Source organism: Mesorhizobium sp. WSM4904 (assembly GCF_029674545.1).
GTDB lineage: Bacteria > Pseudomonadota > Alphaproteobacteria > Rhizobiales > Rhizobiaceae > Mesorhizobium.
On the sequence record NZ_CP121354.1, the window covers coordinates 4,976,690 to 5,002,414 of the forward strand.

At 64.8% G+C, this 25,725-nt stretch carries 26 protein-coding genes and 1 pseudogene; 6 read left to right on the plus strand and 21 right to left on the minus strand.

The window, feature by feature from the left end:
- Nucleotides 1-29: 29 nt before the first annotated feature.
- The 10 genes and pseudogenes from QAZ47_RS23995 to QAZ47_RS24040 form a co-directional block, all read right to left on the minus strand.
- The gene (locus QAZ47_RS23995; protein WP_278230977.1) at nt 30-2,135 is read right to left on the minus strand and encodes an EAL domain-containing protein; all 2,106 of its coding nucleotides are present in this window, start codon (nt 2,133-2,135) and stop codon (nt 30-32) included.
- A 398-nt stretch (nt 2,136-2,533) separates the two neighbouring features.
- A pseudogene (locus QAZ47_RS24000) lies at nt 2,534-2,668 on the minus strand (amidohydrolase); the annotation flags it as partial.
- A gap of 24 nt (nt 2,669-2,692) precedes the next feature.
- Nucleotides 2,693-3,667: a branched-chain amino acid ABC transporter permease gene (locus QAZ47_RS24005; RefSeq protein ID WP_278203251.1), complete on the minus strand. Its 975-nt coding sequence runs from the start codon at nt 3,665-3,667 to the stop codon at nt 2,693-2,695.
- Nucleotide 3,668: 1 nt separating this feature from the next.
- Nucleotides 3,669-4,556, minus strand: coding sequence for a branched-chain amino acid ABC transporter permease (locus QAZ47_RS24010; RefSeq protein WP_278203252.1), 888 nt, complete (start codon nt 4,554-4,556; stop codon nt 3,669-3,671).
- A 319-nt stretch (nt 4,557-4,875) separates the two neighbouring features.
- On the minus strand, nt 4,876-5,580 hold the full coding sequence (locus QAZ47_RS24015; protein ID WP_278230978.1) for an ABC transporter ATP-binding protein: 705 nt from the start codon (nt 5,578-5,580) through the stop codon (nt 4,876-4,878).
- On the minus strand, nt 5,573-6,340 hold the full coding sequence (locus tag QAZ47_RS24020) for an ABC transporter ATP-binding protein (protein ID WP_278233864.1): 768 nt from the start codon (nt 6,338-6,340) through the stop codon (nt 5,573-5,575). The genes QAZ47_RS24015 and QAZ47_RS24020 overlap by 8 nt, the downstream gene beginning before the upstream one ends.
- 44 nt (nt 6,341-6,384) lie before the next feature.
- Nucleotides 6,385-7,593, minus strand: coding sequence for an ABC transporter substrate-binding protein (locus QAZ47_RS24025; RefSeq protein WP_278230979.1), 1,209 nt, complete (start codon nt 7,591-7,593; stop codon nt 6,385-6,387).
- A 217-nt stretch (nt 7,594-7,810) separates the two neighbouring features.
- Nucleotides 7,811-8,869: a nucleotidyltransferase domain-containing protein gene (locus QAZ47_RS24030; RefSeq protein ID WP_278230980.1), complete on the minus strand. Its 1,059-nt coding sequence runs from the start codon at nt 8,867-8,869 to the stop codon at nt 7,811-7,813.
- Between the two features lie 169 nt (nt 8,870-9,038).
- Nucleotides 9,039-9,746 (minus strand): SDR family NAD(P)-dependent oxidoreductase, encoded by a 708-nt coding sequence (locus tag QAZ47_RS24035; protein WP_278230981.1) that lies wholly within the window; start codon nt 9,744-9,746, stop codon nt 9,039-9,041.
- A 63-nt stretch (nt 9,747-9,809) separates the two neighbouring features.
- Nucleotides 9,810-10,406, minus strand: coding sequence for a YdeI/OmpD-associated family protein (locus tag QAZ47_RS24040; RefSeq protein WP_278230982.1), 597 nt, complete (start codon nt 10,404-10,406; stop codon nt 9,810-9,812).
- A gap of 424 nt (nt 10,407-10,830) precedes the next feature.
- Between QAZ47_RS24040 and QAZ47_RS24050 the strand changes: the two genes are divergently transcribed.
- Both QAZ47_RS24050 and QAZ47_RS24055 read left to right on the plus strand, forming a co-directional pair.
- The gene (locus QAZ47_RS24050; protein WP_278203259.1) at nt 10,831-11,265 is read left to right on the plus strand and encodes a type II toxin-antitoxin system HicB family antitoxin; all 435 of its coding nucleotides are present in this window, start codon (nt 10,831-10,833) and stop codon (nt 11,263-11,265) included.
- A 113-nt stretch (nt 11,266-11,378) separates the two neighbouring features.
- A complete protein-coding gene (locus QAZ47_RS24055; protein ID WP_278230983.1) occupies nt 11,379-12,107 on the plus strand; it encodes an SDR family oxidoreductase in 729 nt (242 codons plus the stop codon).
- Here QAZ47_RS24055 and QAZ47_RS24060 read toward each other — a convergent pair.
- Together QAZ47_RS24060 and QAZ47_RS24065 are read right to left on the minus strand one after the other, a co-directional pair.
- The gene (locus QAZ47_RS24060; RefSeq protein ID WP_278203261.1) at nt 12,058-12,999 is read right to left on the minus strand and encodes a LysR family transcriptional regulator; all 942 of its coding nucleotides are present in this window, start codon (nt 12,997-12,999) and stop codon (nt 12,058-12,060) included. The two genes, QAZ47_RS24055 and QAZ47_RS24060, sit on opposite strands and share 50 nt — an antisense overlap.
- Before the next feature lie 6 nt (nt 13,000-13,005).
- A complete protein-coding gene (locus QAZ47_RS24065; RefSeq protein ID WP_278203262.1) occupies nt 13,006-13,908 on the minus strand; it encodes a S1C family serine protease in 903 nt (300 codons plus the stop codon).
- Nucleotides 13,909-14,131: 223 nt separating this feature from the next.
- On the opposite strand from QAZ47_RS24065, the gene yghU reads away from it, so the two are divergent.
- The gene (gene yghU, locus QAZ47_RS24070; protein ID WP_278230984.1) at nt 14,132-15,001 is read left to right on the plus strand and encodes a glutathione-dependent disulfide-bond oxidoreductase; all 870 of its coding nucleotides are present in this window, start codon (nt 14,132-14,134) and stop codon (nt 14,999-15,001) included.
- A 169-nt stretch (nt 15,002-15,170) separates the two neighbouring features.
- On the opposite strand, the gene QAZ47_RS24075 is transcribed toward yghU, so the two are convergent.
- From QAZ47_RS24075 to QAZ47_RS24085, 3 genes are all read right to left on the minus strand, one after another.
- Entirely contained in the window at nt 15,171-15,716 is a 546-nt protein-coding gene (locus tag QAZ47_RS24075) for a YbhB/YbcL family Raf kinase inhibitor-like protein (RefSeq protein WP_278203264.1), read from the minus strand.
- Between the two features lie 499 nt (nt 15,717-16,215).
- Nucleotides 16,216-17,298 (minus strand): transposase, encoded by a 1,083-nt coding sequence (locus QAZ47_RS24080; protein ID WP_278230985.1) that lies wholly within the window; start codon nt 17,296-17,298, stop codon nt 16,216-16,218.
- A gap of 255 nt (nt 17,299-17,553) precedes the next feature.
- Nucleotides 17,554-18,342, minus strand: a complete 789-nt coding sequence (locus tag QAZ47_RS24085) for a hypothetical protein (RefSeq protein ID WP_278230986.1) — start codon at nt 18,340-18,342, stop codon at nt 17,554-17,556.
- Nucleotides 18,343-18,542: 200 nt separating this feature from the next.
- On the opposite strand from QAZ47_RS24085, the gene QAZ47_RS24090 reads away from it, so the two are divergent.
- On the plus strand, nt 18,543-18,836 hold the full coding sequence (locus tag QAZ47_RS24090) for a hypothetical protein (protein ID WP_278230987.1): 294 nt from the start codon (nt 18,543-18,545) through the stop codon (nt 18,834-18,836).
- Nucleotides 18,837-19,117: 281 nt separating this feature from the next.
- On the opposite strand, the gene QAZ47_RS24095 is transcribed toward QAZ47_RS24090, so the two are convergent.
- Nucleotides 19,118-20,287, minus strand: coding sequence for a PLP-dependent aminotransferase family protein (locus tag QAZ47_RS24095; protein ID WP_278233865.1), 1,170 nt, complete (start codon nt 20,285-20,287; stop codon nt 19,118-19,120).
- A gap of 353 nt (nt 20,288-20,640) precedes the next feature.
- Between QAZ47_RS24095 and QAZ47_RS24100 the strand changes: the two genes are divergently transcribed.
- Complete coding sequence (locus tag QAZ47_RS24100) at nt 20,641-21,381, plus strand: sulfotransferase family protein (RefSeq protein WP_278230988.1); 741 nt, start codon at nt 20,641-20,643, stop codon at nt 21,379-21,381.
- 269 nt (nt 21,382-21,650) lie between these two features.
- On the plus strand, nt 21,651-21,950 hold the full coding sequence (locus QAZ47_RS24105; protein WP_278203267.1) for a GYD domain-containing protein: 300 nt from the start codon (nt 21,651-21,653) through the stop codon (nt 21,948-21,950).
- Between the two features lie 127 nt (nt 21,951-22,077).
- On the opposite strand, the gene QAZ47_RS24110 is transcribed toward QAZ47_RS24105, so the two are convergent.
- The 5 genes from QAZ47_RS24110 to QAZ47_RS24130 all read right to left on the minus strand — a co-directional run bounded on the left by QAZ47_RS24110 (nt 22,078) and on the right by QAZ47_RS24130 (nt 25,684).
- Nucleotides 22,078-22,233 carry a DUF1127 domain-containing protein gene (locus QAZ47_RS24110; RefSeq protein WP_278203268.1) on the minus strand — a complete coding sequence of 52 codons (156 nt, stop codon included), beginning with the start codon at nt 22,231-22,233 and terminating at the stop codon, nt 22,078-22,080.
- A 433-nt stretch (nt 22,234-22,666) separates the two neighbouring features.
- Nucleotides 22,667-22,843 carry a DUF2934 domain-containing protein gene (locus tag QAZ47_RS24115; protein ID WP_278075699.1) on the minus strand — a complete coding sequence of 59 codons (177 nt, stop codon included), beginning with the start codon at nt 22,841-22,843 and terminating at the stop codon, nt 22,667-22,669.
- 485 nt (nt 22,844-23,328) lie between these two features.
- Complete coding sequence (locus tag QAZ47_RS24120; protein ID WP_278230989.1) at nt 23,329-23,778, minus strand: GFA family protein; 450 nt, start codon at nt 23,776-23,778, stop codon at nt 23,329-23,331.
- A 204-nt stretch (nt 23,779-23,982) separates the two neighbouring features.
- Nucleotides 23,983-24,534 carry an isochorismatase family protein gene (locus QAZ47_RS24125; protein WP_278230990.1) on the minus strand — a complete coding sequence of 184 codons (552 nt, stop codon included), beginning with the start codon at nt 24,532-24,534 and terminating at the stop codon, nt 23,983-23,985.
- A gap of 241 nt (nt 24,535-24,775) precedes the next feature.
- Nucleotides 24,776-25,684, minus strand: coding sequence for a LysR family transcriptional regulator (locus tag QAZ47_RS24130; RefSeq protein WP_278230991.1), 909 nt, complete (start codon nt 25,682-25,684; stop codon nt 24,776-24,778).
- Nucleotides 25,685-25,725 lie beyond the last annotated feature (41 nt).

Consider the following 25,725-nt stretch of genomic DNA (forward strand, 5'->3'; position numbering starts at 1 on the left):
AAGCAAGTGATCGCAATTTTAGCAGTCGCTTATTTTATGCCGCCCATCCTGGCACGCGGCCTTTCGAGCGCGGCCCGCGCCACGATCGCCTCCAGCGGCTCGGGCCGGTGCAGGAGATAGCCCTGGCCATAGGCGACGCCCATGCCGATGAGGATCTCCAGCGCGTTCCCTTCCTCGATCTTTTCGGCCACGACCGCACAGTCCATCGAGCGGGCGATGCCAGTGATCGCCGAGACGATCTCTCGGTCGAAGCGGCTGTCGGCGATGTGCTCGACGAAGGAGCCGTCGATCTTGATGGCGTCGATGGGGAAGCGCCGCAGATATTCGAAGGAGCTCATGCCGGCGCCGAAATCGTCGAGACTGACGCGGCAATGGCGCTGCCTGGCCTTGCGCACGAACTCTTCCGCGGCGTCGAAATTGGTGACGGCGGCTGTCTCGGTGATCTCGAAGCCGATGGCCGACGGCGGCGCGCCGCTTTCGGCCATGGCCTGGTCGACGAAACCCCAAAGCTGCGGATCGGAGAGCGTCTGCGCGGAGAGGTTGAAGTCGAGCGAGATGGCGCCGGAGAGCATCGCCTTGCCATGGCGCGACAGCGCCGTGCGAATGATCCAGCGGTCGAGCCGGGCGGCAAGGCCGAAGCGCTCGGCCACCGGTATGAACTCGCCCGGCGGGATCAGCTTGCCGTTGCGGCCTTCGAGCCGCGCCAGCACCTCGACATGGCGGCTCTCTTCCCAGGGCCTGCCCAGGCGATGGATCTCCTGGCCGAACAGCTTCAGCCTGCCGTCCTCCATCGCGTCGACCAGCTTGGCGGCAAGCCGCGCGGCGTTGAGACCGCCGGAACCCGAGGCCGTTTCGGGAGCGAACACCGCGAAACGGTCGCGCCCACCGGCCTTGGCGACGTAGCAGGCGTCGTCGGCGCAGGCCAGCGCGTCGGCCACCGTCATCCTGGGATCGCGCACGAAGGCGATGCCGATGCTGGCCGCCAACCTGCGGGACGTCGCGGCGGAGCCAAGGTCGGCGTCGCGCACCGCGGCGAGCACGGCGCGGGCGAGCCGCTCGGCGCAGGCGTCGTCGCAGTTCGGCACCAGCAGCGCGAACTCGTCGCCGCCGAGGCGCGCGGCATGCGCCGTGGGCGGCAGGCTGGCGCGGATGCCCGCGGCGACGCTCTTCAGCGCGATATCGCCCGCGGCATGGCCGGCATAGTCGTTGAGCGCCTTGAAGTAGTCGAGGTCGACGTAGAACACGGCGAGCGGCAGCCGGTTCGCGGCGCCGATGTTTTCGGCCAGCAGCCGGTCGAAGGCGGCGCGGTTCCACAGCCCGGTCAGCGCGTCGTGGTGGGCGGCGTAGGCGAGCTCCTCGGCGCGCTTCTTCTCGTCGGTGATGTCGCGCACGGTGCCGAGGATCTGCCCGGCGGAACCGGCGGCGGCGATGAAGCGCACCAGCGACTCGACATGGCGGACCACGCCGTCGCGCCGCACGATGCGGTACTGCGTGGCGGTAACGCTTTCCGAACCGGGCGGCGGCAGGTGGGCGCGCTCGGTCGCCTCCTTGTCGTCCGGGTGGAGATAAGTGTGCCAGAGATCGGCCGTCACCTCGTCGGTGTCGCTGACCAGGCCGAAGATCTCCCTGGTGCGCGCGTCCCAATAGCTCTTGTTGGTGCCGATGTCGTAGTGCCAGATGCCGGTGCCGCTGGCGGCGAGCGCGAGACGAAAGCGGACATTGACCTGCTCCAGCGCGGCCTCGGCCTCCTTCTGCTTCGTAATGTCGGTCTGCACGCCCATCAGCCGCAGCGGCTTGCCCTCGGCGTCGCGCTCGACGATGCCGCCGCGGTCGAGCACCCAGACCCAATGGCCGTCCTTATGCTTCAGGCGCAGTTCCGTCTCGATGGAATCGACGAGGCCGGCAATGTGACGGTCGCCGCTCGCCAGCGCCCGCTCGCGGTCGTCGGGATGGGTGAGCTTCAGCCAGAGATCGGACGTGTTGGCGAGCTCGCCCTCGGCATAGCCCAGCATCCGCGACCAGGTCGGCGAATAATAGCAGTCGCCGGTCGCGAGGTTCCAGTCCCAAAGGCCAAGCTGGGCGCGGTCGAGCGCCAGCGCCCAGAATTCGCCCTTGCGTTTCTCGTCGTCCGCCATGCCCTGGTTTTCTTCCGTCCCCCGTCTGACCATTGTGCACGGAACGAAAGAAGAAAGGGTTACCGGGTCGGAGCCGACGGATGGCGCCGCCTATCGGCTTCGTCATCCTAGGGCGAAGCAAGGAGCGAAGCGACGCGGCGAAGACCCTAGGATCCATGCCGTGACGCTGAGGCGTTGCAACGGTTGCAGAATTCTGCACCGCAGCACTTTACGTCGATCGTCACGGCATGGATCCTCGGGTCAAGCCCTGGGTCAAGCCCGAGGATGACGAAGCGGGGGGAGCCCCGAAGCACCAAGTGCCGAAACGCTGGCGGGACAGCGCCCCCCTCCGCCCTGCCCGTCCTCCGCAGCAGCTGAGGAGGGTGGACCGGGCATCTCCCCCACAAGGGGGGAGATCGCTAACCGCCCACCGCCAGCCGTCTCCTCACCACCGCGGCATGAAACGTGCTCCGTGCAGCAGGCCTTCGTCGTTGAAGTCGTAGGCCGGGTTGTGCAGCGGCGCCGAGTTGCCGTTGGAAGACGAAGCAGCCGGGATGTCGCGGTCGCTTTCGCCAACTTCACCCCTCGCCCCTTTGCCGCCCCAGCCATCGCGCATAGACCTCCCCGACAATCCCGCGCCGGAAGATCAGTACGCAGACCATGAAGATCAGGCCGGTGGCGATGGTCACCGGGAAGCCGGAGGTGGCAAGCGTGTTTTCGAGCCCGACGACCAGGCCGGCGCCGACCACCGGGCCGACCATGGTGCCGATGCCGCCGAGCAGCGTCATCAGGATCACCTCGCCCGACATCTGCCAGGTCACGTCCGTCAGCGTGGCGAACTGGAAGACGATCGCCTTCACCGCGCCGGCAAGGCCGGCAAGGGTGGCCGACATGACGAAGGCGGCGAGCTTGTAGCGGCCGACCGAATAGCCCAGCGAAATGGCGCGGTTCTCGTTCTCCCGGATCGAGCGCAGGATCATGCCGAAGGGCGAGTGGACGATGCGCCAGATGGCGAAGACGCCGATCAGGAAGACGGCGAGCACGAAGAAATACATGTTCATCGGCACGTTGAGATCGAGGATGCCGAAGAGATGGCCGCGCGCAATGCCCTGGATGCCGTCCTCGCCCTCGGTGAACGGCGCCTGAACGCAGAAGAAATAGAACATCTGCGCCATCGCCAGCGTGATCATCGCGAAATAGATGCCCTGCCGGCGGATGGCGAGGAAGCCGACGACGAGACCCATTGCCGCCGCACCCGCGGTGCCGAGCAGGATGCCGGCCTCGGGCGGCCAGCCCCAGGCCTTCACCGCATAGGCGCAGAAATAGGCCGCGCCGCCGAAGAAGGCGGCGTGGCCGAAGGAGAGCAGGCCGGTGTAGCCGAGCAGCAGGTTGAAGGCGCAGGCGAACAGCGCGAAGCACAGCATCTTCATCACGAAGATCGGGTAGATGACGAAAGGCGCCGCGAGGAGCGCCGCTATGCCCAGGGCCACCAGAGCCCTTTCCAGCCGCATGGAGGCGGCGGCGCGCGCTTCGTGAAGGGTCGCCTCGCTCATGTCAGGCGTCCCTTCCGAACAGGCCAGCCGGCCGAAGCAGCAGCACGACCGCCATGATGACGAAGACGACGAGGTTGGAGGCTTCGGGGTAAAAAACCTTGGTCAGGCCCTCGGCGAGGCCGAGCATGTAGCCGGTGACGATGGCCCCTAAGATCGAGCCCATGCCGCCGACCACGACGACGGCGAAGACGACGATGATCAGGTCCGAGCCCATCAGCGGGCTGACCTGGTAGACGGGCGCGGCGAGGATGCCGGCAAGGCCCGCCAGCGCCGCACCCAGCCCGTAGGTGAGCGTGAGCAAGAGCGGCACGTTGACGCCGAATGCCTGCACCAGTTCGGGGTTCTCGGTGGCGGCGCGCAAGTAGGAGCCGAGCCTGGTCTTCTCGATCAGCAGCCAGGTGCCGATGCAGACGATGAGCGAGGCCACCACCACCCAGCCGCGATAGTTGGGCAGGAACATGAAGCCGAGATTGGTGCCGCCGGCAAGCAGCGTCGGCACCGCATAGGGGTTGCCGGAGACGCCGTAGTAGTAGCGGAACACGCCTTCGATGACGAGCGCCAGGCCAAAGGTGAAGAGCAGGCCGTAGAGGGGATCGAGGCGGTAGAGGCGCGACAGCGCCAGGCGCTCGACGACGATGCCGAACAGGCCGACGGCCAAAGGCACGATGATCAGCGCCGGCCAGTAGCCGATGCCCAAATGGACGAGCAGCAGATAGCCGATGAAGGCGCCGAGCATATAGAGCGCGCCGTGAGCGAAATTGATGATGCGCAGCAGGCCGAAGATGACGGCGAGGCCAAGGCTGAGCATGGCATAGAAGGAGCCGTTGATGAGGCCGACAAGGAGCTGGCCGAGAAGCGCCTGGATGGGGATGCCGAAGATCATGGTCATGGCGTGATCACCGAGAGGCCAGCGGACATCGGCACCTCCAATTGTCCACGTTGCCGCCGCCCCTCACCTGCCTGCCGGCATCCTCTCCCCGTATAGTGACGGGGAGAGGGGCGCTCTCGTCGCCGTTTTCGCCAATCGCCAACGTCGCAGAAAGGAGGCCGGCAGTGCGGGCAGCTCCTTCTCCCCGTCACTATACGGGGAGAAGTGCCCGGCAGGGCGATGAGGGGCAGCGCCGACGCTCGGCAGGTACACGGCAAGACGCGATCTGCGCCCGACCGGCGGCGTCCCGAAGGCGGTGTCTGTTGGCCCATCGTCCCGATCATACCCCCAGCACCTCGTGCAGCTTGTCGGTATGCGCGGAAAGCTGCTCGACCGGAAAGCCCTCCACCACCTTGCCGTGGTCCATCAGATAGAAGCGGTCGGCGATGTGGGCGGCGAAGCGGAAATTCTGCTCGACCAGAAGAGTCGTCATGCCGCGCTTCTTCAGCGTCGCCAGCAATTCGCCGATGCGCTGGACGATGACGGGCGCCAGTCCCTCGGTCGGCTCGTCGAGCAAAAGCATCTCGACGCCGGTGCGAAGAATGCGGGCGATTGCCAGCATCTGCTGCTCGCCGCCGGACAACTTCGTGCCCTGGCTTTTGCGGCGCTCCTTGAGATTGGGGAAGAGCTCGAAGATCTCCTCCACGCTCATGCCGCCCTTGGCCACGACCGGCGGCAGGATCAGGTTCTCGTCGACGGTGAGCGTGGCGAAGATGCCGCGTTCCTCCGGCACGAAGCCGATGCCCTGATGCGCGACGCGGTGGAGCGGCAGGCGGATCAGGTCCTTGCCGTTGAAGGTGACGGAACCGGTACGCTTGCGGATCAGCCCCATGATGGCGCGCAACGTGGTGGTCTTGCCGACGCCGTTGCGGCCAAGCAGCGTCACCGTCTCGCCGCGCTGCACTTCGAGGTTAACCCCATGCAGCGCATGGCCCTCGCCATACCAGGCGTGGAGGTCGCGCAGGGCAAGCAGCGGCTCACCCATGCTCGGTCCCCCCATGCTCGGTCCCCATGTAAGCGACGCGCACGCGCTCGTCCTGGCTGACCGTCGCATAGTCGCCGGCGGCGAGCACCTGGCCGCGCTGCATGACGGTGATCCAGTCGCAAAGATCGGCGACGACGGTGAGGTTGTGCTCGACCATCAGCACGGCGCGGTCCTTGGCCAGCGAACGGATGATGCCGGAGATCATCCCGACATCCTCGTGCCCCATGCCCGCCATAGGCTCGTCGAGCAAAAGCACCTTCGGATCGAGCGCCAGCGTCGTGGCGATCTCCAGCACGCGCTTCCGGCCATAGGAGAGATCGCCGGCCATACGATGCGCGGCATCGTCCAACCCGACGATGGCGAGCAGCTCGCGCGCCCTCGGCGTGAGCCGGTCAAGCGCCGAGACCGGGCGCCAGAACTGGTAGCCCAGCCCGCCAGGGCGCTGCAGCGCCACGCGCACATTGTCGAGGACGGTCAGGTGCGGAAAGATCGCCGAGATCTGGAAGGAGCGGACCAGCCCCATGCGCGCCACCCTGGCCGGCGGCGTGCGGGTGATGTCGGTGCCGAGCAGCTCGATCCTGCCGCTGGTCGGCTGCAGGAATTTGGTCAACAGGTTGAAGATGGTGGTCTTGCCGGCGCCGTTCGGGCCGATGAGCGCGTGAATCTTGGCGTGATGAACGTCGAGGTCGACATCCTTAACCGCGACGAAACCGGCGAAGTCGCGCCGCAGGCCGCGGGCGGAAAGCACCACCCGCGGCATCTCTTCGCCGCCGTCCGGCCGGACAGCCGTTGCGGTTTCGAGCGTCACTTGGTGACGAGCGGACAGCCGCTTTCCTCGGCCTTCATGAACGCCTTGTCGCCGGGAATGGTCGCCAGATAGGTGTAGTAGTCCCAGTCCTTCTTCGACTCTTCCGGCTTCTTGACCTGGTAGAGATACATGTCGTGCACCATCGAACCGTCGGCCTGCACCTTGCCGTTGGCGGTGAAGACGTCGTTGACCGGCATCTCGTGCAGTTGCTTGGCCACCGCCTCGGTCTCGTCGGTGCCGGCCTTGTCGATGGCCTTGAGGTACTGCGTCACCGCCGAATAGGTGCCGGCCTGGATCATGTTCGGCATGCGGTTGGTGCGCTTGAAGAAGCGCTGCGCGAAATCGCGGCTCTTGTCGTCGCGGTCCCAGTAATAGCCTTCGGTGAGCACGACGCCCTGCGCCGCCTGCAGGCCAAGGCCATGCACCTCGGCCAGCGTGAAGAGAAGAGCTGCCAGCCGCTGGCCGCCGGCGACGATGCCGAACTCGGCCGCCTGCTTGATCGAATTGGAGGTATCGAGGCCGGCATTGGCAAGGCCGATGATCTTGGCGCCGGAGGACTGCGCCTGCAGCAGGAAGGAGGAATAGTCGGTGGAGCCCAGCGGATAACGCACCTCGCCCAGCACCTTGCCGCCGCTGGATTCGACCAGCTTGGCGGTCTGCTCCTTCAGCGAGTAGCCGAAGGCGTAGTCGACGGTGATGAAATACCAGCTGTCGCCGCCCTGCTGCACCAGCGCGCCGCCGGTGCCGACCGCCTGGGAGTGCGTGTCATAGGCCCAGTGGAAGCCATAAGGCGAGCACTGCTTGCCGGTAAGGTCGGTCGAAGCCGCGCCGGTGACGATGTCGATCTTCTTCTTTTCCTTGGAAAGCCCCTGCACGGCGAGCGCGACGGAAGACGTCGTAAGCTCCATGATCGCGTCGACCTGCTCGGTGTCGTACCACTGGCGCGCGATGTTGGAGGCGATGTCCGGCTTGTTCTGGTGGTCGGCGCTGACGATCTCGATCGGCGTGCCCTGCACCTTGCCGCCGAAATCCTCGACCGCCATCTTGGCGGCCTCGACCGACCATTTGCCGCCGAAATCGGCATAGACGCCCGACTGGTCGTTGAGGATGCCGATCTTGACCTTGCCGTCGGAAATTTCGCCAGCCGCCGCGGGCATTGCGGATGCCGCAATGAGCGCGGCCGAGACGAGATAGGATGCTTTCACTGGTGGTTCCTCCCTTGTGGCCAACCACGGGAAACGCGGCGGGCCTCGCAATGGTTCAACAGTTCGGTCCGGATTTTGGATTGATCCCGCCTGCCACTCCTCGCCTTGCGAGACCACGCCACCCGTGTGCCTGGGGTGCGCGGGCGCGAGCCTAGCATCACCGTTCGCGGGTCGAGAATGCTATTTTCGTAGCATGGATTGCCAGGTGGCCGGGCGGCTACCAATCAGGCTCGATTGCAGAATCCTCGGAAAGTCCAGGCGACTTTACCGGCAGAAGCGTCCGGATCGCGGCTTCTCGAAGAGGAGCGGGAAAGGCCTTGAGATAGTCGCCGTCCAGTGGAAGCTTCAGGTAGTTGTGGGCAATCGCCGCAGCCACCTCAGCCTGTTCGCGATCACGGGTCGCCTTGACCGCGGACCGGTCGGGCCGCCTCGCGAGCCATGCCTTGTGAAGCGCAAATACCCTGGGGTCGACCGTCGGTATCCTAACTGGGTAGCCGCGCTCGTCGATAGCGATTGCCTCGGTCTTGGGCGCATTGATTAGCCATTGCAATCCGTCCATCGGAGCGCCGTCGAGATCATCGGCAAGCGGCGTTATCGACGTCGGGGCATTGTCCTTGAGGACATTTCTCGTTTGCGGTCGAATGAGATCGACCAGATAACCATCCCGGTTTGTCGCCCTGAAGGCCCTGGGCTGGAGCGGCTTGAAGGACCGGTCCACTTTGCGCAATACACCGATCAACCCGGACTGCGTTATCTTCTCGCCGGTTACGAAGCTGATCCGGCGGCGCGAGTCGAGGAGCAGGTCGATGTCGCCGGTTGCCGTGAGGCCGCTCGCAATCTGCACACCCGCCGAAGCCTCATAGGCGAATAGCGCATTCGTGCCGACGACCAGCAACTGCTTGCCGAGCAGATTCGTTTCAGCGCAGCGCCGCAGTATCCGGGCCGCGATAACCGGCACCCTGCCCAAGCCCATTGCGACATTGACCTTGGCAAGGCCGTTCAAACGATCGGACAGGCCGGCCAGCAAATCCCTGTTTCGTTCCCTGCCTTCGGAGAAAGCCGAGAACGATTTTTCCGTCTCCTCACTTCTGGGGCCAAGCGAGTTCTCGGTCTGCCCGACCTTACGCAGCAGGTATTCGGCGCCGTTGCGCTCAACCCAGCGCATGCTGCCCGTGAAGCGCCTTTGATGCTCTTCGTCGGCGCTGAGCCAGCTCTCATAAACCTGTTGGGTATCTATGAGTTGGCGGCGCTGTTCGCTTGTCAGCTCTCTAAGCATCCGTTTTCCACTCTGCCGAGCCATTTTTGAAAACATAGTGGAAAACTATTAAATAACAATGTCTTACCAGCCATTTTCCACCACCGTTCTCGAATTCCATCACGGTAATGGAAAAATGCTTGAAAACAACATCTTAAAGGCGGAAACGATCCCTGCAATTTTTCCTTTTTCACCACGGCAGCTTTCTGCCATCGCGGAAGAAGCCGCCCGTCGGGCCGTCATCCGGCAGGGTCGCGGCCCAGACGATGCCGGCCGCGCCTTGCGCGACGGGACGGCCGCCGGGACCGCCCATGTCGGTCGCGACCCAGCCGGGGCAGACCGAATTGACCAGCACGCCCGAGCCGCGCAGCTCGGCCGAAAGGATGCGGGTCAGCGCGTTGAGCGTCGCCTTGCTGGTCGAATAGGCCGGCGCGCCGGCGCCCATCGAGGCGAGCGAGCCACCTTCGGACGAGACGTTGACCAGCCGGCCGTGGCCCGAGGCGCCGAGCAGCGGCGCGAAAGCGACCGCGACGCGCCAGGCGCCGAAGACGTTGGTCTCGAAAGCCTCGCGGATCACGCTCCAGTCGGGCCGCAACGCCCGCGCGGACGGGTCGTAGTGGATGGCGGCGTTGTTGACCAGAACGTCGAGCCGGCCGAAGCGACGCTCGACTTCAGCCGCGGCACGGGCGGCAGCGTCGGGCGCCGCGACATCCAGCGCGATGGCCTCGACCCTGTCGCCGAGCCTGCTTGCCGCCGCCTCGCCCTTGGCGAGGTCGCGCACGCCGATGAGCACGGTGAAGCCAAGTTCGGCGAGCTGGCGCGCCGCCTCCAGCCCGATGCCGCGATTGCCGCCGGTGACGAGCGCCACCTTGCCGGAATGATTTGTCTTGCCGGTCATCGTCCTTCTCCCGGACCCATTTGACTGTTCGCGACCCTTCGAGGGCGGCGTTTTTGTCTGCGCTTACTTCTTCTGCGGATGGATCGTCTCGCCGCGCTTCAGCATTTGAACGAAGCTCTCAATCTTCTTCTTGCGCCCCGCCTCTGTCTTCATGTTGTGGGTGCGGAAGGCGAGCGCGAAGCGGTTCTGCGCGGAAAGCTTTGCCAGCATCGCCTTCGCCTCCGGCTCGGCGTCGATCGCCGCCTGCAGGTCGGGCGGAATCGTCATCTCCTTCGATCCGCCATAGGCGCGGTCCCAGCGGCCGTCGGCCTTGGCCGCCTCGACCTGTTCGAGGCCATGCTTCGTCATGCGGCCCTCCTCGATCAGGCGGGCGACATTGTCGATGTTGATCCTGCTCCAGATGCTCTTCCTGCCGCGCGGCGTGTAGCGCTGCAGGAAGCTCTTCTCGTCGAGCGACTTGCGCACCGCGTCGATCCAGCCGAAGCAGAGCACGACGTCGATCGCCTCCTTCGGCGTGATCGAGGCAAGACCCGAACCCACCTTGTGAACCTTGATCCAGACCTCGCTTTCGCTGGCGTGGTTGTCGGCTAGCCAGGCGTAGAAGCTTTCGGCATCGGGGAATTCGCGAACCTTGTCCGGATCGACTTTTATGGGTGCCATTTGCCGCCCTCGTTTGCTTATCCCGATCGTTGCAGTCTGGACGATTCCGCGCCACCGCAGCAATAATTGCTACCAGTTTCCGTCAGCGGCCTGGGGCGACCGCTCCGCACGGCACATATGCAAATTGGACGCCAGCCAAAAAGTCATTTTCTTCCACTTTTTCAATCGTTAGCGATACTCCACACTTCTGTTGACTTCTACAGATGTGTGGAGTACGCTATCTTATGAATGCGAACGAACTCCGGCGCTGGCTCGCCAAGCAGGGATGCACCTTCGAAACCACCGTGGTGGGAGCGGTCACCTGACTGTCCGTCTCAAAGGCAAGGTTTCCCAGCTGCCAATGCACGGCGGCGGCAAGGAACTTGGAACGCGCTTGGTCGAGAAGATCAAGAAGGATCTGGGCCTGAAATAGAGGAGGCTGTGTATGTGGTATGAACTCGCCCTCACGCCCGATGACAACGATACCTGGCTGGTTACAGCGCCTCAATTCGATGAGGTCGTGTCCTATGGCGACACCAAGGAAGAAGCTTGCCGGAATGGGCGGAACGCCATCGAGGAGGCGATCGCGGCGCGCATTGCTCATGGCGACGACATTCCCTACCCGCTCAAGGAAACCAAGGGTAAGGGATGGTTCGTCGAGATTCCGGCGCTCATCTTCCTGAAGTCGGCCCTATACATGGCTCTGAGGGAAAAGGGCTGGAGCCGAGCGGATCTGATGCGCGAACTGAAATGCCAGCGGGAACACGTCGATCGTCTGTTCCGCCTCGATCACAACTCACGCCTTGACTCGCTCGAGGAGGCGTTCAAGGCGCTTGGCCACCCGCTTCGCTTCGACATGGAGTTCCACAAGGCCGCCTGACTTTCGTCGGCGGCCGCATTATCACCATCGGACTTTCCGATGACACTATCGGTTTCTTCCGTTTCCGTTTCGCCCTCTCGCCTGCCACATCACCGTCCATGCGAAGGAAAGGCATGGACATGGACAATCGAAAAATCCTGATCGTCGGCGGCGGCTCGGGCATGGGGCTGGCGCTTGCCAGGCGCTGCCTGGATGAGGGTGCCGCGGTCGTCATCGCCGGGCGCGGCGAAGCGAAGCTGAGCGCCGCGCGGGACGAGCTCAACCGGCCGGCAAAGCTCGAAACGGCGGTTGTCGACATCAGCCGCGAAGCCGAGGTCGCGGCGCTGTTTGAGCGCATCGGGCGGCTCGACCATATCGTCAGCACGGCCGCCGATATCGAGGGCGCCTACCGGCTGCTGCCCGAGATCGAGCTGGAAGCGGCGCAGCGTGTGGTGGAGAGCAAGTTTTACGGGCCGCTGCTTTTGGCCAAGCACGGCGCGCCGAAGCTTTCGGCCAACGGCTCGCTCACCTTCGTCTCCGGCATTGCAGCCTACCGGCCGGCGGCGCGCGGCTCGGTGGTCGCCGCGGTCAACGCCGGGCTCGAAGGTCTGGTGCGGGCCCTGGCCGTCGAGCTGGCGCCGATCCGCGTCAACGCCGTCTCGCCCGGATGGGTCGACACACCGATCTGGCAGCTCGTCGCCGGCGACGCCAAGGACGAGACGCTTGCCGCGATGGCCAAGCGGCTGCCGGCCGGCCGCGTCGGACGGCCGCAAGACATTGCCGACGCGCTTCGCTTCCTGATCGGCAATGGTTTCACGACGGGAACGACGCTGCATGTCGAGGGCGGGCACCGGCTGATCTGACGGGCTCGAAATTCTCTCCTATCGCTGCAAGCAGCGCCTTCAGCGCCGGCGGCTGGACGCGCCGGCGCCGCCAGATCATCACCAGCTCGGCCGAGCGGACAGGGGCTGGCCATGCGATCTCGGCCACCTCGCCACGATCGAGCGCGGCCGCCACCGCCAGGCGCGGCACCACGCCAAGGCCGGTGCCGGCCGCGACCATGCCGGCGATGGCGTCGATGCTGCCGGCTTCCACAGCCAATTTCGGTCCGTCGAGGCCCGCCTCAGCGAAGGCCCGGTCGATCATGGCACGGTAGACGCATCCGGTTCCGGTGGCGACGAAGCATTTTTCGGCAAGCTCCTTGAGATCGACGTCCGTCCGGTTCTCGCCGGGCGGCGCGATCAGCACCAGCGGCTCGGCCGCGACGATGCGCCTGGCAAAACGCTCGTTCGCTTCGCCGGCGCCGGGCCTGTCGAAGCAGAAGGCGACGTCGATCTCGCCTTCTCCCAGCTTGCGCCGCAGCTCGCCGCTGCCAGCGATCTTCAGTCTGATGTCTATGTCGGGATGAGCGGCGCGGAAATCGGCAAGCCACTCGGGAAGCCGTGCGGATGCGATCGTCTCCAGCGCGCCGATCGACAGGCTGCCGGCCGTCTCGCTCCTGGTGGCATCGATGGCGGCCCGCGCCTCGTCGGCGAGCGACAGCAATTGCTCGGCATAGGGTTTCAGCGCCTCGCCGGCCGGTGTCAGTTCCAACCCCTGCCGCGAGCGGGTGAACAGGCTCGCGCCAAGCTCGGCCTCCAGCGCCTGGATCTGGTCACTGACGCTCGACTGCGCAAGATTGACCTCCGCCGCGGCGCGCGTGACGTTGTGCGTGCGCGCGACGGCGAGAAACGTCTTCAGCAGCCTTGGGTGCATGCGGCGTTACTGGAGCTGCGGCTTCTTGAGGAAGGAGTTGCGGTCGGCGGATTTTACGCGCAGCCAGGTTTCGCGGCCGTCGCGCACGACACGCAGCGGAATTTCCGCGCCGGCCGGGTTCTGCCAGAGTTTCCGGTAGAAGTCGGCGAGACCGTCGACCTCGCCGTCGCGCACATCGGAGATGATGTCGCCCTGGCGCAGACCCGCTTGCTCGGCCGGGCCGCCCTCGGCAACGCTCATCACCACCACCATGCCGTTCGACTCGGCCGAGAAGGCGCCGAGCCAGGGGCGCGGCGGCCGGGCCAACTGGCCACGCTTCACCAGGTCGTCGAGGACCGGCGTCAGAAGGTCGATCGGCACGATCATGTTGATGTCGGCGACCTCGCCGGCGCGGCTCATCTGCAGGCGCAGCGAGCCGACGCCGAGCAGCTTGCCGGCGCGGTCGAACAACGCCGCACCGCCCCATGACGGGTGCGCCGGCGCGGTGAAGATCGCCTCGTCGATGAGATATTCCCAGTAGCCGGCGAATTCCTGCTTGGTGACGATGTGGGCGTCGACCTGCTGGCCGATGCCGTCGGCAAGCGTCACGGCGTCGCCGATATTGGCCTTCCTGGCGTTGCCGAACTTGACCGCCGGCAGGCCGAGCGGCGACAGCGCCTGCACCAGGCCGAAGCCGGTCTCCTGGTCGTAGGCCAGCGCATGCGCGGCGACCACGCGGCCGTCCTGGTCGGTCAGCCAGACCTCCTCGGCCTCGGTGATCAGATAGCCGATGGTGAGCACCAGCCCGCTGTCGCGGATCACCACGCCGCTGCCCTCGCGGCGCGTGCCCAGCGCATTGGCGGTGAAGGCGTCGTCCGGAACCGTGGCGCGCACGGCAACGACGGAGCGCGAGACTTTTTCGATGGTCATCGGTCGATCCTGCATTGCGGGTCTTTTTCTATAGGTATGGCCAAAGGGGCGATGTGCAAGGGTATCTTCCCTTCTCCCTTGTGGCCCTTGGGGATAAGGGAAAAGAGGCTGGCCCAGTCGTTAGTTCAACGAAAATTGAACTTTTTTCTTTGACGCGCGCGCAACCGCACCTAAATCTTGCGCCAACGAACCCGCATCCACCCCGCAGAACAGGGCCTTCGAGATGAACCAGTACACTCCGCCGAAAGTCTGGACCTGGAACAAGCCGAATGGCGGCGCCTTCGCCTCGATCAACCGGCCGGTTGCCGGGCCGACGCATGAGAAGGAACTGCCGGTCGGCAAGCATCCGCTGCAGCTCTATTCGCTGGCCACGCCCAACGGCCAGAAGATCACGATCATGCTGGAGGAGCTTCTGGCGCGCGGCCACAGGGGCGCCGAATACGACGCCTGGCTGATCCGCATCAACGACGGCGACCAGTTCGGCTCAGGCTTCGTCGAGGTCAATCCGAACTCGAAGATTCCGGCGCTGATGGACCGCAGCGAGCCGAAGCCGGTGCGCGTGTTCGAATCCGGCTCGATCCTCACCTATCTCGCCGAAAAGTTCGGCGAGTTCCTGCCGACGGAGCGTGCCGCTCGCGCGGAAACCTTCTCGTGGCTGTTCTGGCAGATGGGCTCGGCACCCTATCTCGGCGGCGGCTTCGGCCATTTCTACGCCTATGCGCCGGAAAAGATCGAATATGCCATCGACCGCTTCGCCATGGAGACCAAGCGGCAGATGGACGTGCTCGACCGGCGGCTGGCCGAGAGCGAATACCTCGCCGGCCCCGACTACACCATCGCCGACATGGCGGTCTGGCCCTGGTATGGCGGGCTCGCCAAGGGCCGCAACTACAATGACGCCGCGCAGTTCCTCTCCGTGCATGAATACAAGCACGTGCAGCGCTGGGCCGACGCGATCGACGCCCGGCCGGCGGTGAGACGCGGCCGCATGGTCAACCGCATCTCCGGCGACCCGGCCTACCAGCTGCACGAGCGCCACGACGCCAGCGACTTCGAGACGAAGACGCAGGACAAGCTGCAAGCGGCGGAGTGAGGAGTGGCGTAATCTCCCCCCTTGCGGGGGAGATGTCGCCGAAGGCGACAGAGGGGGTCGCCGCGCGTGAAGCGACAACCTCCTCTTCGGGTTCGCCGGGCGTCGATGCTCTACGCGAGGCGACCCCCTCTGGCCTGCCGGCCATCTCCCCCGCAAGGGGGGAGATCGGCTACCTCCCATACGTATACGTCACGCTGGCCTCGCCCAGCGCCTGGCTCTTCGCCGCCACCGACACCATCGCCGGCGACGGATTTTCCGGCGTGCGCAGCTTCGCTTCGCCCAGCGCATAGAGCGTGAAGACATAGTGGTGCATGCCGCTGCCGGGCGGCGGGCATGGGCCGAAATAGCCGGCGCGGCCGACGCCGCTTTCGCCGGACACCGTGCCCCTGGGCAAGCGCTTGCCGCCCTTCGAGCCGGCGCCTTCGGCCAGGCCTTTGGCGCTCGCCGGGATGTCCCAGGCGAGCCAATGCCAGAACCCCTTGCCGCCATTGGCATCGGGATCGAACATGGTGAGCGCGTAGCTCTTGGTGCCGGCCGGCGGGTCCTTCCAGGCAAGCGCGATCGAGACGCTCTTGCCGCCGCATCCAGCCTTGTCGCCGAGATATTTGGCGTCCCATTTGCCGTTGGAGACCGACGGGCTGGAGATTTCGAAGGCGGATGCCTGGGTGGCGAGACCGAACAGCACAAGCGCGGCAAAGCCAAAGCGCGAGATCATGGCTGCACTCCTTCTGCTTGAACTGAGGAAAATCTATCCGAAAGGCGAACCGGAGCCGAGCAACTTTGTGTGACGAGTTGGCGGGGCGCCGAGACCGCTGATCTCCCCCCTTTGTGGCTACCCTTGTGGCTACGCTATGCACACATCTTCTGTGACTACTGATCGACCTGAGGCTTGATTGCCACGTGGTTCCCCCAATCCGTCGCTGCTTCGCAGCGCCACCTTTCCCCCCTCCGGAGGGAAAGGAAGGGAGCCTTGCTGGACGAGCGTTGACGGCAAGAAGCCTGGCGCCTTTCCTCTACCCCGTCGATCGGGCATATGCGCTAAGATAGCTTTGGCATGGCTTGAAATTTGCGTTTTCGCGGTGGCTCACGCCAACGATGCCGCAAGGCATGGAGATTTTGGCGCAAGCTTGCCAAGCGAGGCTGAGTAAAGATCGCTGCGATCAGCGAGGCGACGATCTGGCGGGTGGCGCGCCACAGCAGCGGGCGCCCGTCGCTCAAGGGGGAGAGACACCCAACTCCTGCGAGAGGGGTTCGGTCACAAGCGCGATGAGGAAGTGGGCAAGAATCCAAGGCTTTGCGATCCTTGGGTCTTTGGCGGGAGGCGCGCGCAGCCCGATCAGGCTCTTCAGACGCTTGAAGGCGAGCTCGATGCGCCAGCGCATGCGATAGAGCTTGAGAACCGTGCCGGCGGGAAACTCCTGCCGGTCAAGCGAGGTCACAAGGATGACGAAGCCGGCCGCAATCAGCGTCTCGGGTCGAACCTTGTTGCCCTTGGCCTTGGCTTCCTTGTTGATTTTGCGCCGCGCTTCTTGTGCCGCTGCCTCGGATTTGCGCAAGGCGATCAGGCGCATCTTCACAGGCTCGCCCTTCTTGAGGGCCAACCGGACAGGCGTTTCGAAGACTTCCTCGCGGCGGCTCTCCAGGTAGCCGATGAGATCGAACGCCTTGCCGTTGGCGTCGAGCCATCGCGCATTCTTCCACGACGCGCGCACGACAACGTCGCCGCCTTGCGCCATGACCCTTGCGATCCGCTCGGCCTGCAGATAGGCGCGGTCGCCGATGCGGATCTCGCCCGCCACCACCGGCACGCGGTCGATCAGCTCGGCCTCGCTTTGGTCGGTGATCTCGAGGAAATCGAACTGCTCGCGCTCAAGCTCGAAGGCGCAGTGCATGCGCCAAAGGCCATTGTTCTTCTTCTCATGCGCACCGGCCTTGGCAACCGCCGTCGCATCGAGGATGCGGATCAGCCGGCCCTTGGCCAAGCCTTTTTCCTCGCGCTTCAAAAGATGCCCAATCAACTGCTGCAGCCACGGCCCTGCATTGCGCAGCCGGCCGAGCAAGGCCACGTCCGAGATGTCGGCAATCCCGCTCGCCGCCGCCCAGGCCACGACGCCCCGCATGCCCACCTTGCCAAGGCAGTAAGCCAATGTCAGGCGCAACAGATCGCACGCCGACCGGATACCCCGCGGTCGCAGGAACGCCTTCGTCTCGCGCGCACTTCCTGCGATCAACTCTTCGCCGCCGAGAAGCGCAATCGTCTCGGCCCAGCCGTCATCAACAAGTGATTCGTGTGTCATCCTCAGCGTAGAATCACAACCGATTCCGCGCTGCAACACCTATCTTAGCGCCTATGGTCGATCGGGGGAGAGGTGGCTCGGCGAAGCCGAGACGGAGTGGGGGGTCGACCAGCGCTACATTAGACATGCGCCAAGCTGCCATGCACGCTATCGCCAAAGACCAGCCGCTTGGAAATGTATGCATCCCCTAGCCGCTTGGGGGGAGATTGGACGTCACCGCCGCTTTCGCCAATCTCCAACGATCGGGTGAACGCCCTACTCCGCCGCGTTGCATTCCTCCAGCGGCGGCGCCACCAGCCCGTCCACGGCCGCCAGCCACAACCGGTCGATGCGGGCAAGCTTGGCGCCGTCGATCTCGTCGAGGTGGTTCCAGTACATCCCGTCGTCGTAGAAATAGCCGAACTCGCGCTCCATCGCCTCGGCCGCATCCACCGCCTCGGTGTCGATGCAGGCGCGCAACTCGGCCCGCATGGCGGCAAGGCGCGATGGCGTGAGCTCCCGCACCTCCTCGAAGGAGAGCTTCGGGAAGATCAGCCGGCTGCGCGGCAGGGCCGACAGGTTGGCGCAGAGCGTGCCGCGCCGCAGCGCGTGGATCAGCAAGCGCGCGGACTTTGCCTCGAGGCTCTGCAGTGTGATGTCGCCGCGCAGCGGGTCGGCGCGGCCGGTGCCGTAGAAATGCGTGTCGCCGGCATGATCGTAGATCATGTCGCAGCCGAGGAAGGCGAGCACGTCCGGTCTCTGGCTGCGGACCGTCCAGTAGGCCGCCGTCATCGACATGGTGCCGCCGGCATAGACAAAGCCGCCGAAGCTGTTCTGAGTCGGCACATAGTCGGCGGCGCTGAAAATCCGCCGCGCCGGATCGGGCCGCGGCATGCGATCGGCCGGGAAATCGCCGGCATGGACAAGGATGTCCCAGTCGGAGCGCACGCGCCAGGCATTGTTGATGGCGACGATGTCGGCGAAGGCCTGCTTCGGCCATGAAGCGCAGCGCGTGACATCGGGCGCGCTGCCGAGCAGCAGTGTCACGCGGAGCGATGCATCCATGCCATCCTCTCTCACCAGCCGGGGCGACACATTTGAGCTTGTCGGCCGTCTCCTGCAAGGGCCGACCGCCGCGCGATCTGCCCGCCAAACCCTCGAAAAGGCCGGCGATGCGGCCCTTCACGAATTCTTTCAGCCGGAACATCCCCTGGAATGCTCCGTTGGAAATTCAATCAACAATGCAAACCGATGGAGATTTCCTCATGATGAAGAAAATCCTCGCAGCTTGCGTGCTCACCCTTGCGCTCGCGACCTCGGCCGCGATGGCGCAATCGACCGGCACGAGCGCCGGCGCGAATGCGTCGGGCAGCGTGTCGGGCGGCATTAACGGCGCGGTGACAGGCACGACGCCGACCCAGACGGATACGACCACGACCGGTTCCACGAACAAGTCGAACGGCATGGAGGACCGCTGCAAGGACAGCGGCGGCTACGACACCGACAACAACACTCCCAGCGGCGCCATGACTTCCGACATGCAGAACTGCAACAAGTAGCGTCGCCTGGCCCTGTCGCGCTTCTCCGCGTCGGCTCCAACGCGAGGGGAAGCCCCATGAAAAAGCCCCGCCGGTGGAGGCCGTCGGGGCTCTTTCGTTCGGCCGTGAAGGTGGGACTTCGCGGCCTGTCGATCCAGGGGGTGTTGGATCGGCCGCGACCCTGGCTGAAGAATCGGCGGCCCCGATAATCACGCCTGCGCACCAGCAATCACGCCTGCGCGAGGGCGAGATGATAGCCGGCGAAAGGTGATCTCCCCCCTTGCGGGGGAGATCAACCACTTTCAACCCCTCAGCAACTTCGCCAACCTTGGCACACCCTCGCCCACCGCGCGGTCATCCGCGAGCGTGAACGACATGCGCAGCGTGTTGCGGCCGGTGCCGTCGGCGTAGAAGGCCTTGCCGGGAACGAAGGCGACGCGCGCCTCCTTCACCGAACGCGCCAGGAGGTCGGTGGCGTCCGAGCCTTCGGGCAGCGTCAGCCAGACGAACATGCCGCCTTCCGGCCGGCTCCAGGAAATGCCGTCGGGCATGTTTTCCTCGAGCGCGCCGAGCAGCGCGTCGCGACGCCGGCGATAGGCGCCGATCAGCCTCTCCACCTGGCGATCGAAGATCGTTTCGGCGACGCGGTGCATGACCATCTGGTTGATCGAGGGGCTGTGCAGGTCGGAGGCCTGCTTCATCAGCACCAGCTTTTCCACGACATGGCGCGGCGCGCAGACCCAGCCGACGCGCATGCCGGGCGACAGGATCTTGGAAAACGAGCCGCAATAGAGCGTGCGCGCCTTGTCGATGCCGCCGGACCGCGCGCAGTCGAGCGCCAGGATCGGCGGCACGGCCTCGCCGTCGTAGCGCAGCGCCCGGTAGGCGGCGTCCTCGATGACGGCTATGTCGAGCTCGCCGGCGAGATCGAGCACCGCCTCGCGCTGCCCGGCGTCGAGCGTGTTGCCGGTCGGGTTGGCGAAATCCGGCACCAGATAGGCGAACTTCACCTTGCCGCCATTAGCCGCGGCCGCCGCGCGATAGGCTTCCGGCGTCATGTTGCCGCCGGCAGCGTTCAGCCGGTCGTAGCGCGGCTCATAGGCGTTGAAGGCCTGCAGCGCGCCGAGATAGGTCGGCCAGGTCACCAGCGCGGTGTCGCCGGGCGACAAAAACAGCTTGCCGAGATAGTCGAGCGCCTGCTGCGAGCCGGAGGTGATGAAGATGTTGCCCTCGTCGCACCGGACACCCAGCGTGCCCATATAGGCGGCCAGCCATTTGCGCAGCGGCAGAAAGCCTTCGCTGACCTGATATTGCAAGGCGGCGCCCGCCTCCGCGCCGCCGAGCACCGCCTGGTAGGCGTCGCCGATGGCCTCGGCCGGAAACAGCGTCGGATCCGGAATGCCGCCGGCGAATGAGATGATGTCGGGCTGGTCGAGCAGCTTGAGCAGCTCGCGGATTTCCGAGGCCTTCATGCGCGAGGAGCGCGAGGCCAGAAGGTTCAACAGGGTCAAGGCGCACCTCCCGCAGGGCGAGTTTTCTTTTAGGTCAATGTAGCTGACCTATTATCAGACGGCACCCTTCGCGTGAATACACAAAACAGTCACGGCGCATCGTCCAGGCGACGTTATTTCCCGCATGTCGCTTTCCCAAAACCGCTGCACACCCAAAACCGCTGCACACTTTTGGCCGACATGCGCTTGCCGGCATATTTTCAGAAACGCTAATGGAAAAATGTTGCGAGTGAAGCGACTTCAGCGCAGCATGGAGGCTGCGGGCCGGAGAGTCAGGAGAAAAACAATCCGGCCAAACGGGATAGGGGGGGTAAATGACACTCGAAATCATCGGGGCCGGATTCGGCCGCACCGGCACGTGGTCCACTTTCGCCGCGCTGAACAGGCTCGGCTTTCCGAGCTACCATATGCAGGAAGTCATCATGAACAAGGCCAACAAGGGCCATCTCGACTTCTGGCGCAAGGTGGCGAACAGCCCGCCCGGCACGCAGCACGACTGGAATCGCGTCTTTGCCGATTACCGGGCGACCGTCGACAATCCGGGCTGCTGCGTGTGGCGCGAGCTGATGGCGGCCTATCCCCGTGCCAAGGTGCTTTTGACGCTGCATCCGCGTGGCGCCGAAGCCTGGTACGAGAGCACCATCGACACGATCTACTTCACCGAAAATGTCTGGCAGTTCAGGGTGCTGGAATGGCTGACGCCGTTCGGCCGCAAGTTCGGCGACATGTCGCGGAAGCTGGTCTGGGGCCGCACGCTGAAAGGAGTGATGAACGACCGTGACAAGGCGGTGGCGCGCTACAACGCCTATATCGACGAAGTGAAAGCGGCGGTGTCACCGGAGAGGCTCCTGGTGTTCAAGGTGACCGACGGCTGGGGTCCGCTCTGCGATTTCCTCGGCGTTCCGCTTCCCAACGAACCCTTCCCCAACCTCAACGACCGCGCCAGTATCAAGAAGATCATCCGCGAGATGATCATCGGCTCCTATCTTATGCTCGCCGGCGTCGCGGTGCTGATCGCGCTGGCGGTCGGCGGACTGTGGTGGTGGCTGGGGTAAAGGCAAAGGATACCGGATCGGCGGCGGAACCGGCGGAGAGCATCTCCGCTTCCGGCGCCAATAGCGGGATTGTCGTTATATTAGAATAAGCGCATATTATCGCGGGCCGAAGCCTTGCTCCGGCCGAACCGCCGTTGGCCATGTTTGTCCAGGCGGTCCACAGACCAAGTCAAATGCCGGTGAAGCACATGCACCTCGGTGTGCTGCTCAAACGATCGAGCAGCCCGGGGCAATGATATTTGGAGGAGATTCCCATGAAGGTTACCATATTGGCCAATTACGAACCCCATGCCGCCAAAGGGCTGATGCAGGGATCGAACCGCGAGGTTGCAATTGCGGCGCTTTTTGAAAGCGTCGGCGGCAGGATGAGCAACCTGACGTTCACGCGCGGCATGTACGACGTCGTCGTCAATGGTGAGGTGCCGGATCAGGTTGCCGGGATGGGCATGGCACTTGCCGTGCGGGCCAGTGGCTCGGTGAGCGACCTCGTCGTCCTCGAAGAGCTCGACATGAAAGCCGTGATCGCGGCCGCCAACAAGGCCGCCGGCGCCTACAAGCCCGCCGGCTGACCATTGGCCAGGCGGCACGGGACGATTGAACGCACCCGTGCCGCCGGCATCGCATCGCTAAGCGAGGCTTTGTTGTGACGCATGTCGTTGTCCCAAAAACCGCTACGCACTTTTGGGCAACACGCGGTTAGAAGGGCAACCGAATCTCGATGTCCAGGACGGAATCGGGCAAGCCGATATCCTTGCGGATTTCCGGCGGCAGTTCGTTCAATTCGCGCGTCGTCCTGCGGCGCTGGCTCGCCCGCGCGAAGGCGGCCCGGATTCGGCTAAGGCTCTTAAACATCGCGACCTCCACTTAAGCAGCGGCACAATAGTGCCGGGCGCCGCTTTTGAGGTGCGTCTGTAACCAGCCGATTGCGCGGAAACGGTGAAATGCTTCACTAAGCCGAAGCGGCCTGAAACATATGCACGCAAACTAATTGGGGTGGGGGCGCATGTCGATCCGCGGCGCCCGCGATGTCAGGCGATCAAGCGCAGGCGGCGGCAAGCGCCGCGCCTGAAGCGCGTCGCGATCTTTCAGATTCGCCGCATGCGCTTTAGGTTTTTGATTTTACGCATGTCTTCGTCCTGAAACCGGCTCCCACTGGGAGACATGCTTTAGCTCGTCGCTTGATAGTTGGCTTAAACTTCGAAACCGGAACAGGCGCCCGCATAATCCGGCGCCTGCCGTTCGGCCGCTCGCCATGCGGCTTTCAGAACTTCATGGTGCTCGGCGTCTATGCGCCGGCCCGGCGGGCGCGTTTGCCCGACGTATCCTGCCTTTGATCTTCTTCGTCGATCTCGCTCATCGCCTGTTCCCAAAAGCGCAAGTCGGCGCCCTCGGGCTTTCCTTCCTTTTCCCAAAGTTCATAGGCGCGCATGCGGATGCGCTCTTCTCTGCTCTGATCAGCCATCGGTTCCTCCGGATCTCGATTTCACCAGAAGGAACGTTGGCAGCGGCGAAACGATCCGTGATTGAGTGGGCCGCAGCCGATTTTCCTCGCCGCTCAGCCGATTATTGCGCCGTCGCTGGCGACCGCCCTGCCGGCCCGGTATTGTGGAAAGGCTTATCGGCGCGCAGCACCGAGACGGATGAGGGGGGTTGGAAGGAACGGGGCGTGGATGATTTTGAGCACCTGGCCTCCAATGTCTCGCTTCGTCCAGCACCCGTCATCCGTCGCCTTCGGCGACTCCTTCTCCCACACGGGAGAAGGAGTCGCTGCCTATTCCGCTTTCGCGGAAGTTTCCGCGCGCAAAAAATATGCGATGGTGCGGTCTGCGGTACGAGGCCGCCGTGGTCGACGCGGACGCCCAAGCACATCCCCAACAATGTCGCCCCCAACGGCCGCGTCGACCATGAACCAAGGCGCCCCCCGCGGGCGCCGTTTCTTTTGGGCAATCAGGCTTGGGCGTATTCGGCGACCAGCCCCTCATACTCCTCGAAGGCCGGCAGGGCCGCGTAGCTGTGCACGGCGGGCGTCGTCGCCCAGGATAATTTCTCGCTGGTCCAGGTCTCGATGAAGGGCGTGAACCAGGCGTGGTCGTCGAGCATGGTCGGACGCAGGTTGACGAACCAGTCGAGCCCTTCCGGCCGGGTGAACATCCAGGTCATGCAGTAGCCGCAGAAATAGTGTCTCGAGGCGCCGTGCAGGCCGCCGATCACCGGCTCTCCCTTGGTGATCTCGAAACTTTCCGCTGGAATGGCGGCGCTCAGCGAATAGGCGCTGGAGGACATAAGCTGACAGCCGGTGCAGTGGCAGGCCATGGTGAGCAGCGGCTTTGCCGAGATTTTCAGGCGCACGCGGCCGCAGCGGCAGCCTCCTTCGGCGGGCAGTGTGATGTGGGGCATGGTGGGTTCCTTTGGGGTCTTCCCCTTCTCCCCTTGTGGGAGAAGGTGTCGCCGAAGGCGACGGATGAAGGGTGCTGGACGGAGCGAGGCGATGGAGTCCTGGCGCTTCAACCAGCAGACGCCGAGTTTCTTCCAACACCCCTCATCCGTCTCGGCGCTGCGCGCCGATCCACCTTCTCCCACAAGGGAGAAGGGAACTGGCGCTCAGCTGCCAACCAACACCGCCGTCGTCGTCAGCCGCGCGCCCTGCTTCGCGAAAACCTCATTGTGCCGCGCGATGATGTCAGGCGCCTTCTCCTCATGAGAATCCAGCGTCGAATGGGCATCCGAAACCACGGTGACGCCAAGCCCTTCGGCTAACGCGCCCTTGACGGTGGCGGCGACGCAGAAGTCGGTCTGGGCGCCGATAAGCACGACGTCCCGCGCGCCCTGCCCCGCGATCCACTGCCCGAGCTCGGCATTGGAAAAGGCATTGCCGACCGTCTTGCCGAAGGTCGGCTCGCCGGCGGCCTGGCCGAGCTGCGGCCACACCGGCCAACCGGAAGCGCCCGGCGCCAGCGGATCGCCCGCCGGCCCATCATGGCGGATGAACGCCACCTTGCGGCCGGAGCGCCGCGCCCAGTCGATCAGTTTTCGAGCACGTTCAGCGATCATGTCCGCATCGTGGATCGGCGGATCGAAACGGCCGTCGAACATGCCGGTCTGCAGGTCGACGACGATGAGCGGGGCGGCGGCGGAGGGGGCGATGTCTGGCATGGCGGCGAGGATAGCGTAGGCGGGGGATGGGTCAAGGCGGCAGCCTTCTCCTTCTCCCCTTGTGGGAGAAGGTGGATCGGCGCGCAGCGCCGAGACGGTTGAGGGGTGCTGGAAGGAATGAGGCGCGGAAATATTTCGCGCTTTCAATCGCTTACCTCTTCAACGCCGCGATCCGTCCAACACCCCTCATCCGTCCGAGCTTCGCTCGGCCACCTTCTCCCACAAGGGGAGAAGGAGGGCGCTACGACATCAGCGGCATGGGCCCCTTCAGGGCCTCCGCCAGCGCGTCGCGGAAGACCGCGATCGGGCGCGCGAGCCTGCCCGCCGGCGGGCGGTGGAGCAGCCAGCAGCGCACCTGCGGCTTGAAGCCGGGGCAGTCGACCACCTCGACCGCGTCGTGCCACGGACTGCCGGACAGGGCGCCCGGGGTGACGACGCCGATGCCGTGGCCGCGCGCCACCAGCGACATCCTGAGATCGGCCCCTTGCGCCTCGACGCCGACGTGGAAAGGCAGCCGCGCCACTTCGAAGCGGTGGCGGATGAAGGCGCGGAAGCCGCAGCCGGTCTCGTTGAGCACCCAGGGGTAGCGCGCAAGGTCGGTGAGCTCTGACGGTTTCGGCACGCCGAGGCCGGGCGAGGCAACCAAGAGCACCGCCTGCACGCCGAGATCGTCGCCGACGAGTTCCGGCGGCGGCGCGACACCCTCGGCGAGGCAGACGGCGACGGCGTCGATCTCGCTGTGCAGCACCTGCTCCACCAGGCGCGGCGACAGGCTGGAGGTGATTTTCAGCGTCAGCTGCGGAAAGGCCGCGCGAAGACCGTCGAGCGGCTCGGAGAGCGCGCTGGTCGAGAGATAGGGCATGATGCCCAGCCGAAACTCGCCCCTCACCTCGCCGGCCGGCGACACGCCGGCCTTCAGATCCTCCAGCGAGCGCAGCACGCGGCGGCCATGCTCATAGGCCTCGCGGCCCGAGGCGGTCGGCTTCAGCGGTTTCGACTGGCGGTCGAGCAAGGGTGTGGCCAGCCGCTCCTCCAGATTCTGGATGCGGCGCGTGACGCCTGGCTGGGTGAGGTTGAGCCTAGCCGAGGCGCCGACGATGGAGCCGGTTTCGACGACGGCGACGAAGGCTTCGAGGTCGTGGATATTCATGCGTAGCTCGCATAATCATTATCATGTCAATTCAATTGTAG